This is a genomic window from Lysobacter sp. F60174L2 (genome assembly GCF_052547135.1).
Window position 1 is genome coordinate 140666 of sequence record NZ_JBQWRA010000001.1, and the last position, 13573, is coordinate 154238.

At 70.5% G+C, this 13573-nt stretch carries 14 protein-coding genes and 1 tRNA gene; 9 read left to right on the forward strand and 6 right to left on the reverse strand.

Going from position 1 to position 13573, the window contains the following annotated elements; genetic code table 11:
- Positions 1-8: 8 nt before the first annotated feature.
- From bioC to bioB, 4 genes are read right to left on the reverse strand one after another with little or no spacing between them, the layout of a single operon-like run.
- Positions 9-929: a malonyl-ACP O-methyltransferase BioC gene (gene bioC, locus ACT9AS_RS00580; protein ID WP_445098172.1), complete on the reverse strand. Its 921-nt coding sequence runs from the start codon at positions 927-929 to the stop codon at positions 9-11.
- Entirely contained in the window at positions 926-1744 is an 819-nt protein-coding gene (bioH, locus tag ACT9AS_RS00585) for a pimeloyl-ACP methyl ester esterase BioH (RefSeq protein ID WP_445098173.1), read from the reverse strand. Before bioH ends, bioC begins: the two co-directional genes overlap by 4 nt.
- Before the next feature lie 37 nt (positions 1745-1781).
- The gene (gene bioF, locus ACT9AS_RS00590) at positions 1782-3002 is read right to left on the reverse strand and encodes an 8-amino-7-oxononanoate synthase (protein ID WP_445098174.1); all 1221 of its coding nucleotides are present in this window, start codon (positions 3000-3002) and stop codon (positions 1782-1784) included.
- 2 nt (positions 3003-3004) lie between these two features.
- Positions 3005-4126: a biotin synthase BioB gene (bioB, locus tag ACT9AS_RS00595; RefSeq protein ID WP_445098175.1), complete on the reverse strand. Its 1122-nt coding sequence runs from the start codon at positions 4124-4126 to the stop codon at positions 3005-3007.
- A gap of 169 nt (positions 4127-4295) precedes the next feature.
- Here bioB and ACT9AS_RS00600 point away from each other — a divergent pair, with 169 nt between their 5' ends.
- The 3 genes from ACT9AS_RS00600 to ACT9AS_RS00610 all read left to right on the forward strand — a co-directional run bounded on the left by ACT9AS_RS00600 (position 4296) and on the right by ACT9AS_RS00610 (position 7206).
- On the forward strand, positions 4296-4991 hold the full coding sequence (locus ACT9AS_RS00600; RefSeq protein ID WP_445099004.1) for a double zinc ribbon domain-containing protein: 696 nt from the start codon (positions 4296-4298) through the stop codon (positions 4989-4991).
- A gap of 124 nt (positions 4992-5115) precedes the next feature.
- Complete coding sequence (locus ACT9AS_RS00605; RefSeq protein ID WP_445098176.1) at positions 5116-5562, forward strand: MarR family transcriptional regulator; 447 nt, start codon at positions 5116-5118, stop codon at positions 5560-5562.
- Positions 5563-5667: 105 nt separating this feature from the next.
- Positions 5668-7206, forward strand: coding sequence for an aldehyde dehydrogenase family protein (locus tag ACT9AS_RS00610; RefSeq protein WP_445098177.1), 1539 nt, complete (start codon positions 5668-5670; stop codon positions 7204-7206).
- A 28-nt stretch (positions 7207-7234) separates the two neighbouring features.
- Here the strand turns inward: ACT9AS_RS00610 and ubiA are convergent, their stop codons facing one another.
- On the reverse strand, positions 7235-8131 hold the full coding sequence (gene ubiA / locus ACT9AS_RS00615; protein WP_445098178.1) for a 4-hydroxybenzoate octaprenyltransferase: 897 nt from the start codon (positions 8129-8131) through the stop codon (positions 7235-7237).
- Positions 8132-8239: 108 nt separating this feature from the next.
- Between ubiA and ACT9AS_RS00620 the strand changes: the two genes are divergently transcribed.
- The 6 genes from ACT9AS_RS00620 to ACT9AS_RS00645 all read left to right on the forward strand — a co-directional run bounded on the left by ACT9AS_RS00620 (position 8240) and on the right by ACT9AS_RS00645 (position 11994).
- Positions 8240-8316, forward strand: a tRNA-Arg gene (locus ACT9AS_RS00620).
- A gap of 126 nt (positions 8317-8442) precedes the next feature.
- Positions 8443-8958, forward strand: coding sequence for a c-type cytochrome (locus tag ACT9AS_RS00625; protein WP_445099005.1), 516 nt, complete (start codon positions 8443-8445; stop codon positions 8956-8958).
- A gap of 73 nt (positions 8959-9031) precedes the next feature.
- Positions 9032-9748, forward strand: coding sequence for an alpha/beta fold hydrolase (locus tag ACT9AS_RS00630; RefSeq protein WP_445098179.1), 717 nt, complete (start codon positions 9032-9034; stop codon positions 9746-9748).
- A complete protein-coding gene (gene zapE / locus ACT9AS_RS00635) occupies positions 9741-10916 on the forward strand; it encodes a cell division protein ZapE (protein WP_445098180.1) in 1176 nt (391 codons plus the stop codon). The genes ACT9AS_RS00630 and zapE overlap by 8 nt, the downstream gene beginning before the upstream one ends.
- Before the next feature lie 91 nt (positions 10917-11007).
- Entirely contained in the window at positions 11008-11529 is a 522-nt protein-coding gene (locus tag ACT9AS_RS00640; RefSeq protein ID WP_445098181.1) for a hypothetical protein, read from the forward strand.
- Positions 11530-11547: 18 nt separating this feature from the next.
- Complete coding sequence (locus tag ACT9AS_RS00645) at positions 11548-11994, forward strand: YetF domain-containing protein (protein WP_445098182.1); 447 nt, start codon at positions 11548-11550, stop codon at positions 11992-11994.
- A 3-nt stretch (positions 11995-11997) separates the two neighbouring features.
- On the opposite strand, the gene ACT9AS_RS00650 is transcribed toward ACT9AS_RS00645, so the two are convergent.
- Entirely contained in the window at positions 11998-13566 is a 1569-nt protein-coding gene (locus ACT9AS_RS00650; protein WP_445098183.1) for a PepSY domain-containing protein, read from the reverse strand.
- Between the last annotated feature and the right edge of the window lie 7 nt (positions 13567-13573).

Here is a 13573-nt window from a genome sequence, read left to right on the forward strand (position 1 = left end):
ACGCGTTGCTAGCGCGAACGCACGCGGATGCTGGTCGCCGGTACTTGGACCTCGTCGACGCCGCCGACCCGGATCGGCGCGCCCGGCGGCGGGCCCCAGGCATGGGCGTAGATCACTTCCCAGGTGGCCGGCAACTGCGCGTCGGAACGCATCGTCTCGTAGGCCTGCGCGGCCCGGGCGAAGCGCGCGCGGCCGGTGAGGCTGCGGCGGCGGGTAGCCATCGCGTTGGTCGCGCCGATCGCGCGCAGCTCGCGCATCAGGTGGGCGAGGTCGGGATGGCCGAGGTGGAACTCGTCGCGATCGAGCACCGGGTCCGTGAATCCGGACGCGACCAGCGCGTCGCCGAACTGCGCGATCGCCGGGAACAGGCTGACGTGCGGCGCCTCGTCGGCGGCGGCGAAGGCCTCGCGAAGCTCCCACAGCGTGGCCGGGCCGAAGGTCGAGACCAGCAGCAGGCCGCCGGGCTTGAGCACGCGCCGGAAGCCGGCGAATACCGCCGGCAGGTCCTCGACCCACTGCAGGCACAGGTTGGAATACAGCACGTCGACGCTGGCGTCGCGCAGCGGCAGCGCGCGGGCATCGGCGCAGACCGGCACGGGACGGCGCGCGAACGGGTTGAGCCGGCTCGCCAGGCTGGCGCCGGCGGCATTGCGGCGGGTCTCGGCCAGCATGCCGGGGGCGAGATCGAGCGCCAGCACCTGCGCTTTCGGCCAACGCTTCTGCATCAGCACGCTGGCGTGGCCGGGACCGCAGCCGAGGTCGACCACCACCTCGGGCGGCGCGCGTCCGTGGGCGGGATCGTCGAGGTAGTCGAGCGACTCCATCAGCCGCGCGCCGACCTCGCGTTGCAACGCCGCGGCGGAGTCGTAACCGCTCGCCGCGCGCGAGAACGAACGACGGACCTGGCGGTGGTCGAACAGTTCGCTCATTGGATCTTCGCCCCCTCTCCCGCTTGCGGGAGAGGGCTGGGGTGAGGGCATGCGACGCGCATGAACGCATCGATCTCGGCCACCACCGTCTCGGTCGCGCCGAGGAACGGGGCGTGGCCGGCGCCGTCGATCACCACGCTGCGCGCATCCGGTGCGAGCGCGGCGGCGGCCGGCATCGCGCCGGCAGGGACCAGCCGGTCGCGGCGGCCCGACAGCCACAGGCTCGGGACCTGCAGGCCCGGCAGTTCGCCACGCAGGTCGAGCGCATCGAGCAGTCGCAAGCCCTCCTGCAACGCGCGCGGCGCCGGCTCGCCACGTTCGAACGCCTGCGCCCGCAGCTTGCGCAGCTCGTCCTGGGCGCTGTTGGAGCCCAGCGCCTCCAGCGCGAGGAAACCTTCCAGCGTGCCGCGGAAATCGCGCTGCAACGCTTCGCCGAAATCGCGGAACAGGGTCGTGTTGACGCCGTGCGGCCAGCCGCCGGCATCGTCGCGGACGAACCGCGGCGACGACGCGACCATGATCAACCCGCGCACGCGATCGGGATGATCCAGCGCCGCACGCAGCGCGAACTGCCCGCCCAGCGACCAGCCCAGCCACACCGCATCGGGAACACGCTCGACCAGTTGCGCCGCCAGCGGCGCGGGTTGCAGTTCGCTGTCGTCATCGCGCGCATGGCCGTGCCCGGGCAGGTCGACGACATGCACGGTGTAGCGCCCGGCCAGCCGTTCGACCAGCGGCGCGAACAGGCCGCCATGCATCGCCCAGCCGTGGACGAGTGCCAGCGCCGGCCCCTGGCCGTGCGTTTCGATGAACATGCGGACAGACCTTTCTATGCGAGCCGGCCGTGCCGGCTCATGCCGGCGTCCCGGCGTTGATCCGCGCCATCCGCACCTCGGCCTCGGCACGCTCGCGCGCGACCTGCAGCATGTTGACCAGCCCGTCGATGTCGGCCGGCGTATGCAGCGCGGACAGCGTGATCCGCAGCCGGGCGCGGCCTTCGGGCACGGTCGGCGGGCGGATCGCGGCGACCCAGAGGCCACGCGATTCGAGGGTCGCGGCCATCGACAGCGCGCGCTCGTCGTCGCCGACCAGCAGCGGCTGGATCGGCGTGTCCGACGGCATCAGCACCAGCCCGGCGGCCTTGGCGCGGTGGCGGAAATGCCCGACCAGCTCGGTGAGCTTCTCGCGACGCCAGTGTTCGGTCCGCGCCAGCTTGACCGCGGCCAGGCTGGCGGCGGCCTGCGCCGGTGGCAGCGCGGTGGTGTAGATGTACGGACGCGCGGTCTCGGCCAGGTGCCCGATCAGTTCCTCGTCGCCCAGCACCGCGGCGCCGTAACCGCCAAGCGCCTTGCCAAGCGTCGCCAGTTGCAATGGCGCCTCGCGCACGCCGAGGTTCGCGGCCGCCACGCAGCCGCGGCCGTCGGGCCCGACCACGCCGACGCCGTGGGCGTCATCGACGTACAGCAGCGCCTTCTGCACCCGCGCCACCACCGCCAGCTCGCGCAACGGGGCGAGGTCGCCGTCCATGCTGAACACGCCGTCGGTGGCGAGCATCGCCAGTCCCGCGGGCATGCTGCGCAGTTGCCGGATCGCGCCTTCCGGGTCGTTGTGCGGGTAGCGTCGCAGGCGGCAGCCGGCCAGCCGCGCGGCGTCGATCAGGCTGGCGTGGTTGAGCCGGTCCTGGACGCAGATGTCCTCGTCGCCGAGCAGGGCCTGGATCACCGCGAGGTTGGCCAGGAAGCCGCTGCCGAACAGCAGCGCGCGCGGCGTGCCGAGCCAGTCCGCCAGCTCCTTCTCGAGCGCGTCGTGCAACGCGTGGTGGCCGCAGACCAGGTGCGAACCGAGTCCGCCGGCGCCCTCGCGCGAGGCGGCATCCTGCAGCGCGCCGACGACGGCGAAGTGCTGCGACAGACCGAGGTAGTCGTTGCCGCAGAAATTCAGCAGGCGCCGGCCGTCGACCTCGCAATGGGCGCCTTCGCGGTGCTCGACCACGCGGCGCACGCGACGCCGCGAGGCGGCCTCGCGCAACCCGCGAGCGGTCTGGATCCGCTCACGCCAGGACGGGCGGGCCACGATCAGGCCACGCGGGCGGCGCGATCGGCATCCGTGCCGGTGGCGACGCGGCGTTCGCCGCAGCCGGATTCGGGATGATTCGATTCAATGATGTCGGCGTGCACGGTGCTTCCCCCCTGGGTGTGCGCGGTGTCGACGACCTGCATCGGACGCAGGCCCAACCTTGCGAACAATGCCAGATCGCGCTCGGTGTCGGGGTTGCCGGTGGTCAACAATTTCTCGCCGTAGAAGATCGAATTGGCGCCGCCGAGGAAGCACAGCGCCTGCAGTTCATCCGACATCTCCTGGCGGCCGGCCGACAGCCGCACCATCGAGCGCGGCATCAGCAGGCGGGCCACGGCGATCGTGCGGACGAACTCGAACGGGTCCAGCTCGGCCAGGTCGGCGTCATCGGCCAGCGGCGTGCCCTCGACCTTGACCAGCCGGTTGATCGGTACCGAGTCGGGGTGCGCCGGCAGGTTGGCCAGGGTCTGCAGCAGGCCGGCGCGTTGCTCGCGGGTCTCGCCCATGCCGACGATGCCGCCGCTGCAGGTCTTCATGCCGACGTCGCGGACGTGCTCGAGGGTGTCGAGGCGGTCCTGGAACTCGCGGGTGTGGATGATCTCGTTGTAGAACTCGGGCGCGGTGTCGAGGTTGTGGTTGTAGTAGTCCAGCCCGGCCTCACGCAGCGACTTGGCCTGGTCGCCCGACAACATGCCGAGGGTCGCGCAGGTCTCCAGCCCGAGCGCCTTGACCCCGGCGATCATCGCCGCCACCTTCGGGATGTCGCGGTCGGCCGGCGAGCGCCACGCCGCGCCCATGCAGAAGCGCGATGCGCCGGCGGCCTTGGCCTGGCGCGCCTTCTCCAACACCGCCTCGGTGCCCATCAGCTTCTGCGCCTCGACCCCGGTATGGTAGCGCTGCGCCTGCGGGCAGTAGCTGCAGTCCTCCGGGCAGCCGCCGGTCTTGACCGACAGCAGGGTGCTGACCTGGACCTCGGCCGGATCGAAATGCTCGCGATGCACGCTGGCCGCGCGGTGCAGCAGCTCCGGGAACGGCAGGTCGAACAGGGCGCGGACCTCGGCCCGGGACCAGTCGTGGCGGAGCGTGGTGGTCGAGGCGGGTGTTTGGCTGACGGCAGGCATGGGACTTTTCCGACGGACACGGGCGGGCGAGAGCGGCAGTCTGGAAAGCATGGCCGAGACTGTCAACCAAACCGGAGTCGCACTGGTTGACGGCGACGCGACCGGCGAGGTCCCGGGCCATGGCCTCTCAGGGGGCGGCGAAAAAGGGCTTGGCCCACCGGGCCCGGCGCTGGCCCGCTGGCTGTGGCCACCGCGCTGTCTGGTCTGCCGCAGTCGCGGCGCCGGCGGGATGGATCTGTGCCAGGCCTGTACCGACGCGTTGCCGTGGCTCGGCGCGGCCTGCATTCGGTGCGCGATACCGTTGCAGGGTGCGACGCCCGGTCTGGCCGCGGTTTGCGGCGCCTGTCTGCAACACCCGCCGCCACTGGCCGAAACCCACGCCGCCTGCCTCTATGGGCCACCGCTGGACCGGTTGCTGCCGCGCTTCAAGTTCCATCACGACCTCGCCGCCGGGTACCTGCTGGCAAAGTTGATGGCCCGCGCGCTGCGTCCGGTGACGGTGGCCTGGCCGCAGCCGGCGGCGCTTCTGCCGGTCCCGCTGCACCCACGACGGCTGCGTCAGCGCGGCTACGACCAGGCGCTTGAACTTGCCCGCCCGCTGGCGCGCAATCTCGGCCTCCCGTTGCTGGGCGACTTGTTGCACCGGGTCCGCGACACCGCCCCGCAATCGCGGCTGGAGGCGGTGCAGCGCCAACGCAACCTCAAAGATGCGTTCCGCATCGCCGGTACAACCGCCCTGCCCGTACACGTGGTCCTGGTCGACGACGTCATGACCACCGGCGCGACCTTGCACGCCGCAGCCGATGGACTGCGGCGCGCCGGGGTGGCACGGGTCGATGCGTGGGTCTGCGCGCGAGTACCCTGACAGCGGCTCGCGCCCCCGGATGCAACCCGGATTCCCGCGAGGTCCGTGGGCCCGTCGCCGCTGGTTACGATAGTGCCAGCCCGGCGACGCGCTTTCGTATCCGCCGGAACCACGTGGAATATCCATGCCGGCCCAGCCAGACACCGAGATCCTCAACCTGATCAACGCCATTGAGCGCCGCACAACCGTGCGGATGCAGCGCTCGCTGCGCTCGGCAGGACTCGATCTGGCCGCCATGGAGGCGCGCACCCTGCGCTTCGTTGCCCGCCATCCGCGCTGCACTCAGAACGACATCGTCCGCGCGAGCGGCCGCGACAAGGCGCAGATCGCCCGCATCATCAAGACCCTGCGCGAACGTGGTTTCGTCGACCGCCCCAGCGGGGCCAGCGCCGGCCAGCGACAGCAGCCACTGACCCTGACCGCCACGGGTGCCGCCGTTCATACGCAGGCGGAATCGCTGCGAACCGGCACGGCCCGCGCTCTGGTCGCGGATCTGGACGCCGCCGAGCGCGCGCAACTGGAATCCCTGCTCCGGCGGCTGTCGCCACTGGACCCGCCCGAGCAGGACTGATGCTCCATCCGGCATTGGTTGATAGTGTCAACTAATGTCAGAATGGTTGATATTGTCATCCCGACCCGCCAAACCACCGCGCGCGCCTGCCGAGAAACACGCCTTATGACGAACCCCGCCACCCACGACGGCGCTGCAGCCTCCCGCGTCGATGCCGAGTCGCCGCTTCAGCAGCTGCGACGCCAACTGCACAGGCGCGACCCGGCTGTGCTCATCGACGGCGGCTGGCGTCCCTGCGTCAGCGCCGACACGATCACCGTCGACGACCCCGCCACCGGGCAGGTGATCGCCACCGTCGCGGCTGGCGCCGATGCCGACATCGATCTCGCCGTGGCGGCCGCGCGGCGGGCGTTTCGCGACGGCCCATGGCCACGGCTGCCGGGCTGGCGACGTGCGGCGCTGCTGCACGCGCTGGCCGACGCCATCGAGGCCCGCGCTGGGACATTCGCGTTGCTGGAATCGCTCGACGCCGGTCACGCCATCGGCTCGGTTCGCAATGGCGACTTGCCGCTTGGCCTGCGCGCGCTGCGCGACACCGCCGGCTGGGCCACCAAGCTGGCCGGCGAGGTGCCGATGCGTCCGGCCGGGCAGCCGGGCATGGACTATTTCCTGCGCGAACCGATTGGCGTCGCCGGCCTGATCACGCCCTGGAATGCACCGTTCCTGATGGTGCTGCAAAAGCTCGCGACGGCACTGGCCGCCAGCTGCACCGTGGTGGTCAAACCGGCCGAACTGGCGCCGCTGTCGGCGTTGTGGCTCGGCGACCTGTGCCGGCAGGTCGGCATCCCCGATGGCGTAGTGAACATCGTCACCGGCCGCGGCGCCGATGCCGGCCGCGCGCTCGCCGAGCACCCCGACGTCAATATCGTCAGCTTCACCGGCTCCACCGCCGTGGGCCGGTCGATCATGGCCGCCGCCGCGCACAGCAACCTCAAGCGGGTGGTGCTGGAGCTGGGCGGCAAGTCGCCGGTGATGGTGTTCGCCGATGCAGACCTGGACCGGTCGGCGAAGGCGATCGTCGACGAAATCGCGTTCAAATGCGGCCAGTACTGCGCGGCCGGATCGCGAGTGTTCGTGCAACGTTCGGTCTGCGACGCGCTGCTGGTGCGCATGCACGCGGCGATGGACGGTATCCGCATCGGACCGGGCGTCGAGGAGACCACCACGATGGGACCGATGATCTCGGCCGGACAACGCCAGCGCGCCGCCGACATCATCGGCCACAGCCTCGCCGCCGGTGCCCGCGTGCTGCGCGGCGGGCAGGCGCGCGCGGGCAGCGGCTACTTCTTCGAGCCGACGATCCTCACCGATGTCGGCGCGGACATGCGCATCTCACGGGAAGAAATCTTCGCACCCGTGCTGAACGTGACGGCGTTTGACGACGACGCCTCGCCGGAAGCGGTCGCCGCACTGGCCAACGACTCGCGCTACGGGCTGTCGGCCAAGGTCTGGGCTCGTGACATCGGCACCGTACATGCGATGGTCGGCCTGCTGGAGAGCGGGCAGGTGATCGTCAACGGCGGCGGTAGCGGCGCCGTGACCTTGCCATTTGGCGGGGTAAAGCAGTCCGGCTACGGCCGTGAGAACGGCCAAGTCGGCGTCGAGCACTTCACCGAAATCAAGGCCGTTCGGCTGGGGTGCTGACAGCCCGCCGTGGCGGCAACGCCATGCGCTATCGCAGCGCGGAATCGGCGGCGATGCCGGCGAACACCGCCAGCCCGACCCAGTGGTTGTGCAGGAACGCGCGGAAGCACGGCCCGCGCTCGCGCTTGCGGGCGATCCAGAACTCCCAGCCGACCAGCGCCAGCGCCACGCCCCAGCCGGCCCAGTAGTACCCACCGAGCCCAGCCCGCTGGCCGACCAGCGCCAGCGCGGTGAAGGCCAACGCATACAGCAGTCCCTGCGCCACCAGATCCATCTCGCCGAACAGGATCGCGGTCGAACGCGCGCCGACCTTGAGGTCGTCCTCGCGGTCGACCATCGCGTACCAGGTGTCGTACGCGGTCGCCCACAGGATGTTGGCGATGTACAGCAGCCAGGCCAGCGCCGGCACCTCGCCGGTGACCGCGGCGAAGCCCATCGGGATGCCCCAGCCGAACGCCATCCCGAGGTAGACCTGCGGCAGGTAGGTGTAGCGCTTCAGGTAGGGGTAGCTGGCCGCGAGCAGGACGCCGATGAAGCTCATCCACACGGTCAGCCGGTTCATGGTCAGTACCAGCGCGAACGCCGCCAGCATCAGCACCGCGAACACCGCCAGCGCCTCGCGGCCGCGCACCGCGCCGGTCGCCAGCGGGCGGCCTTTGGTGCGCTCGACGTGCGGGTCGAGCCAGCGGTCGGCGTAGTCGTTGATCACGCAGCCTGCCGAGCGGGTCAGCCAGACCCCGGCGCTGAACACGAACAGCGTCCACAGCGGCGGCACGCCCTCCGCCGCGAGCCACAGCCCCCACCAGGTCGGCCACAGCAGCAGCAGCCAGCCGATCGGGCGGTCGCCGCGCACGAGTTGCCAGTACAGCGCCAGCCGGGCCTTCCACGCCGGCGTGCCGGGCGACTCGAAACGTTCGTAGCTCATGGGCAAAGTCTAAAGGACGCCCGCGATCGCAACGCGGACTGCATCGGCGCCGCATTTGCCGCTAGAATGCCCACCCGCGCGGCGCAATGCCGCACGCGAAGCAACCGGGCGCCTGTAGCTCAGCCGGATAGAGTAGTGGCTTCCGAAGCCATTGGTCGGGGGTTCGAATCCCTCCAGGCGCGCCATCTTCCGTGCAGTGCGATAAACTGCGCGGCGGGTTGCCGGCAGGAGCCCTGCATCAGCCGCCGCACCCGGTGCGGTCATTGTCGAACGCATTGCGCGTCGCCCGCGACGCGCGCAACAGGTGGATCGTGCGCAATTACGACCTCGAGTTCCTGAAGAAATTCTCCATGGTGATCGGCTTCCTGACGGTGGTGACCGTCGGCCTGATCATGGTTGCCTATTTCGTCAACGCATCGCTTGAGCGCGACGTGCCCGAAGCGGTCGCCAAGCGCACCCAGGCCCGCATCGCGCCGGTCGGCGCGGTCTACGCCGGCAGCACCGGCGCGGCCAGGCAGGCGGCGGCGACCGCGGCAGCCGCGGCGGCGGCAGCGGCGGAAGTGGCCTACGGCGGCACCCTCGACGGCTCGGTGATCTTCAACAACCTGTGCACCGGCTGCCACACCTCCGGCGCCGGCGGCGCGCCGACGATGGACGCCGCGCACTGGGCTGCCCGCATTCCCCAGGGTGTCGACGTGCTGCACAAGCATGCGATCGAGGGCTACACCGGCAGCACCGGCGTGATGCCTCCGAAGGGCGGCAACCCGGCGTTGACCGACGAGCAGGTCATCGCCACCGTCGACTGGATGCTCGACAACCTGAACTAGGTTCGTGACATCGGACGACCCGCCAACGCCGCCTCCGGGCGGCGTTGTCGTTCGTGCCCGGTATCATGGCCGCATGAGCGCAGACCCGAGCTTCCCCCGCGACGAGGCCTTTCTGGAAGGCAAGCCCGTAGCCGTCACCCTGGCCGGCCCGGCCGGCGCTATCGAGGCGATTGTCGAAGGCCCCGAGCCCGACGCGCCACGCCGCCCGCTGGTGGCGGTGATCTGCCACCCGCTGCCGACCGAAGGCGGCACCATGCACAACAAGGTGGTGACGATGACCGCGCGCGCGCTGCACCAGTCCGGTGCCAGCACCGTGCGCTTCAACTTCCGCGGTGTCGGCGCGTCCGACGGCAGCTTCGACGATGGCAATGGCGAGGCCGACGACCTGCGCGCCGTGGTCGACTGGGTCCGCCGGCAACGACCCGATGCGAAGGTCTGGCTGGCCGGCTTCAGCTTCGGCTCCTACGTCGCCTACAAGGTCGCCGCCGAACTCAAGCCGGGGATGCTGGTGATGATCGCGCCGCCGGCCGGGCGCGGTTACGGATTCGATGAAGTCACTCCCTTCGACGGCCCCTGGCTGGTGATCCAGGGCGAGGCCGACGAGGTGGTCGACCCGCAGAAGGTCTACGCGTGGGTCGACGGCCTCGCACAGCCACCGGAGCTGGTGCGCATCCCCGACACCAGCCACTTCTTCCACCGTCGCCTGATGGACCTGCGCGGCGCGGTCAAGAACGGTGTGCGCCCGTACCTGCCGGAGGCGAGCGATTCCGGCGACCGCAAAGATGCCTGAGTCGGCGGCGCTGCCGAGCGCGCGCTACGCCGGCGGGGTCGCGCGCGGCGACTGGAACGACGATGCCGCGCAGCATCCCGCGCTGGCCGAGCTCGACCGGCTGCACGCCGCCCTGCTCGACCCGCCGCGCCCGGGCTGGCTCGACCGGCTGCGCGACCGCCCGGTGCCGGCGCCGGACGGCCTGTACCTGTGGGGCGGGGTCGGCCGCGGCAAGACGTTCCTGATCGACCTGTTCTACGACGGCCTGCCCGTCAGGGACGTAGCGGCCACCGGCCGCACTGACAGCCCTTCTCCCGCGCGCGGGAGAAGGTGGCCCGCAGGGCCGGATGAGGGCAGGGGAAAACGCCGCACCCACTTCCACCGCTTCATGCGCGAGGTGCACGCGCAACTGCGCGCGCACAAGGGCGAGGCCGATCCGCTGCGCACCATCGCGCGGCAGTGGGGCCGCGAGCTGCAGGTCCTGGTGCTCGACGAGTTCTTCGTCACCGACATCGGCGACGCGATGCTGCTGGGCCGGTTGCTGGAGCGGCTGTTCCATGAAGGCGTTGTGCTGGTGACGACGTCCAACATCGAGCCGCAGGGTCTGTTCAAGGACGGCCTGCAACGCGAGCGGTTCCTGCCGGCGATCGCGCTGATCGAGCGCCATTGCCGCGTGCTGTACCTCGACAGCGTGCACGACTATCGCCTGCGCGCGCTGACCCGGTCGCCGGTCTATCGCGCGCCGCTGGACGAAGGCAGCGACGCCTGGCTCCGGTCGCGCTGGGACGAGTTGACCGCCGGCGTGCCGCGCGAGGATGGCCCGCTGCGGATCGAGGGCCGCGAGATCCCGGTGCGCGGCCTCGCCGAGGGCCACGCGTGGTTCGACTTCGCCGCGTTGTGCGAGGGCCCGCGCGCGGCCAGCGACTACATCGAGATCGCGACCGAATGCCACACCGTGCTGGTCGGCGGGATCCCGCGCTTCGATGGCCAGAACGACGACCCCGCGCGGCGCTTCGTGCACCTGGTCGACGAGCTCTACGACCGCCACGTCAACCTCGTCTGCACCGCCGCCGCCGCGCCGCCGGGGCTGTATACCGGCGAGCGCCTGACCGGCGCGTTCGAGCGCACCGCCTCGCGCCTGATCGAGATGCGCTCGGCCGAATACCTGGCTCTGGAGCACCGCGGCTAGCCGGTCACCGGTCGCGCCGGCGACGGGCTGCCGACACGCGCCGTCCACACCGCCGCACCGATAGTCGAGGCCCCGTCCACGGTGGCCATCCATGACCCAGCAGGCGGAATCCCGGCCGGCACGACCCGGCTCATTGCAGCTCGATGAACACCTGCATTTCCAGCACATGCTGCAGGTGTTGCGGCGGATCGGGACGCTCGTGCTCTCGATCATCCTGCTGGCCGCGCTGGCCGGACTGTTCGGTGGCAACGGTCCATTCGCCCGGATCCAGTCCGACGCCGGCGCGCTGGAAGCGGACCATCCCCGTTTCGCCCGCTACCAGATGCCGACCCGCCTCGCGTTCGTGGTCGACCGCGCGGCCGTGCGCGGCGATACGTTCGAACTCTCGATCGAGGGCGACTACGCGCGCGAGTTCAGCTTCGAACAGATCCATCCGCAGCCCGAAGAAGTCGTGATCGCCGACGACCGCATCCGCTACACGTTCAACGCCGGCCCCGGCGAGCGCCAGCTCGTGGTGATCCAGGGCCAGCCCGAAACCATGGGCTGGCTGGCCGGCGCGGTGTCGGTGCCCGGCCAGCCGCCGCTGCGGATCGACAGCTTCATCTATCCTTGAGACTTGCAGGAGCACACGATGGAAACCGTGCTGCGCGCGATCGCGATCTACCTGTTCCTGCTGCTGGTGTTCCGCATCAGCGGCAAGCGCACGCTGTCCCAGATGCACCCGTTCGACATGGTGCTGCTGCTGATCATCGGCGACTCGGTATCGCAGGGGCTGATGGGCGATGACTTCTCGATCACCACCGCGTTGCTGCTGGTCACCACGCTGGTGCTGATGGAGCTGCTGATGGCCTTCATCAAGCAGAAGTCGAAGGTGGCCGACCGCTGGCTCGACGACGTGCCGATGATCGTGGTCGAGGACGGCAAGCCACTGCCCGACCGCATGAAACGGGCCCGGGTCGACGCCAGCGAGGTGCTCGAGGCCGCGCGCATCCTGCACGGGCTGGAGAACATGCAGCAGGTGAAATACGCGGTGCTGGAACGCGACGGGTCGATCTCGGTGATTCCGAAGAAGGACTGATCCTCAACGCGCGGGCAGCGGATCCGCCCACACGCTGTTCGGATCGCCCTCGCGCGCGCGCCGCGCGCTGGCCCGCGCCAGCGCAACGAAGCCGGCCGCCAGCGCGATCGCCATCGCGTCGACCGTGACCAGCACCCAGTGCCCCGCGACGGCCGCCTTCCACAACCACCAGCCGCTGGCGATGCCGTGCGCGAGCGGAATCGCCAGCGTCACCAGCGCGGCGAGCCACAGCAGTTCGCGGACGGCCCGCGACGGCGCCCGTAGCGCTGCCCACAACGCGCACAGCCCCCACGCGCCGAAGCACGCCCAGCGCTCGGCGCTGGCGGAATCCAGCCCCAGCATCGGTGCAAGTTGCGTCGCCACGAAACTCGCCGAGATCGCCACGCACACGCCGATGCAGACCCCGACCGTTGCCCGCGCCATGACCCGCGACGACCGCCCCTGTTCGATCGCGCGCCGCTTGCGCCGCGACTCGATCCACAACAGGTTGCCGGAATAGAACAGGAACGCGCCGGCCAGTCCGAGCAGGAAGTACAGCCACTGCACCACGTGGTTGCCGAACTCGCCGAAGTGCAGCGCGTAGGTCGCCTGCAGCGTCGCGTGGTTGGCGTCGCGCGCGCCCTGCAACTGCACCGCGAGCACCTCGCCGCTGACCGCATCGAACGCGACCGACCCCAGCGCGCCCAGCGCACGCGAGGTCTCGCCGGTGATCTCGACCACCGCGTTGGCGTCGCCGCCGTGCTGCAGCTTCAGGTAGGCCGGCTCGAAATCCTCGATGCCGTGCTCGCGCGCGATCGCCACCGAGCGCTCGTGCCATTGCGCCAGCGGCTGCATCGCTGCCGGTTCGCCGGACGCGGCGACCACCGGCGCGGTGTCCATCGCCGCCGGCACCGCGGCCATCAGCTTGCCGTCGTAGACCAGCGGATTGAGCAGCGGGATCAGCACGAACGCCAGGCACAGCACCGCGCCGGTGACCGCGAACATCACGTGCGCCGGCAGGCTCAGCACGCCGATGACGTTGTGCGCGTCCTGCCAGAAGCGCTTGAGGTTGCGCCCCGGGCGCAGCGCGAACAGGTCCTTGGCCAGCTTCGGCAGGTGGATCACCACGCCGGTCACCAGCGCCAGCCCGTACAGCAGGCTGACCACGCCCATCAGCCAGGTGCCGACCATCGGGATGCCGAGCGAGTAGTGCAGCAGATTGACCAGTTCGGCGAGGCTCGAAGTGGGCGGCACCGGGCTGCCCTGCAGGGTGTCGAGGGTGGAGAACTGCCAGACGCCTTGCGTGTCGAGCCACCACGCGGAGGCCTGCGCCGACTCGGCGCCGGGAAAGCCGAGGCCAAGGTGGGTGCGCGCGCCTTCGTGGCGCGCCAGCATCTCGTCGAGCAGGCGCTGGGCGTCGGCGATCGATTCGGGCTGCGCGTCGACCGCGCTCGACTGCCACACCGGCAGTTCGTGGTGGAACATCGTGATCGCGCCGGCATAGAACGCGACGAACAGCGCGAAGCCGGCGACCAGCCCCACCCAGCTGTGGACCGCGGTGTAGACCCGCAAGGTTTCGGCACGCAGCTTCATCGAATCG

Coding starts and splice junctions, on each gene's coding strand:
- bioC (WP_445098172.1), bottom strand. CDS start 929: ATGAGCGAACTGTTCGACCACCGCCAGGTCCGTCGTTCGTTCTCGCGC.
- bioH (WP_445098173.1), bottom strand. CDS start 1,744: ATGTTCATCGAAACGCACGGCCAGGGGCCGGCGCTGGCACTCGTCCAC.
- bioB (WP_445098175.1), bottom strand. CDS start 4,126: ATGCCTGCCGTCAGCCAAACACCCGCCTCGACCACCACGCTCCGCCAC.
- ACT9AS_RS00605 (WP_445098176.1), top strand. CDS start 5,116: ATGCCGGCCCAGCCAGACACCGAGATCCTCAACCTGATCAACGCCATT.
- ACT9AS_RS00610 (WP_445098177.1), top strand. CDS start 5,668: ATGACGAACCCCGCCACCCACGACGGCGCTGCAGCCTCCCGCGTCGAT.
- ubiA (WP_445098178.1), bottom strand. CDS start 8,131: ATGAGCTACGAACGTTTCGAGTCGCCCGGCACGCCGGCGTGGAAGGCC.
- ACT9AS_RS00630 (WP_445098179.1), top strand. CDS start 9,032: ATGAGCGCAGACCCGAGCTTCCCCCGCGACGAGGCCTTTCTGGAAGGC.
- zapE (WP_445098180.1), top strand. CDS start 9,741: ATGCCTGAGTCGGCGGCGCTGCCGAGCGCGCGCTACGCCGGCGGGGTC.
- ACT9AS_RS00640 (WP_445098181.1), top strand. CDS start 11,008: ATGACCCAGCAGGCGGAATCCCGGCCGGCACGACCCGGCTCATTGCAG.
- ACT9AS_RS00645 (WP_445098182.1), top strand. CDS start 11,548: ATGGAAACCGTGCTGCGCGCGATCGCGATCTACCTGTTCCTGCTGCTG.
- ACT9AS_RS00650 (WP_445098183.1), bottom strand. CDS start 13,566: ATGAAGCTGCGTGCCGAAACCTTGCGGGTCTACACCGCGGTCCACAGC.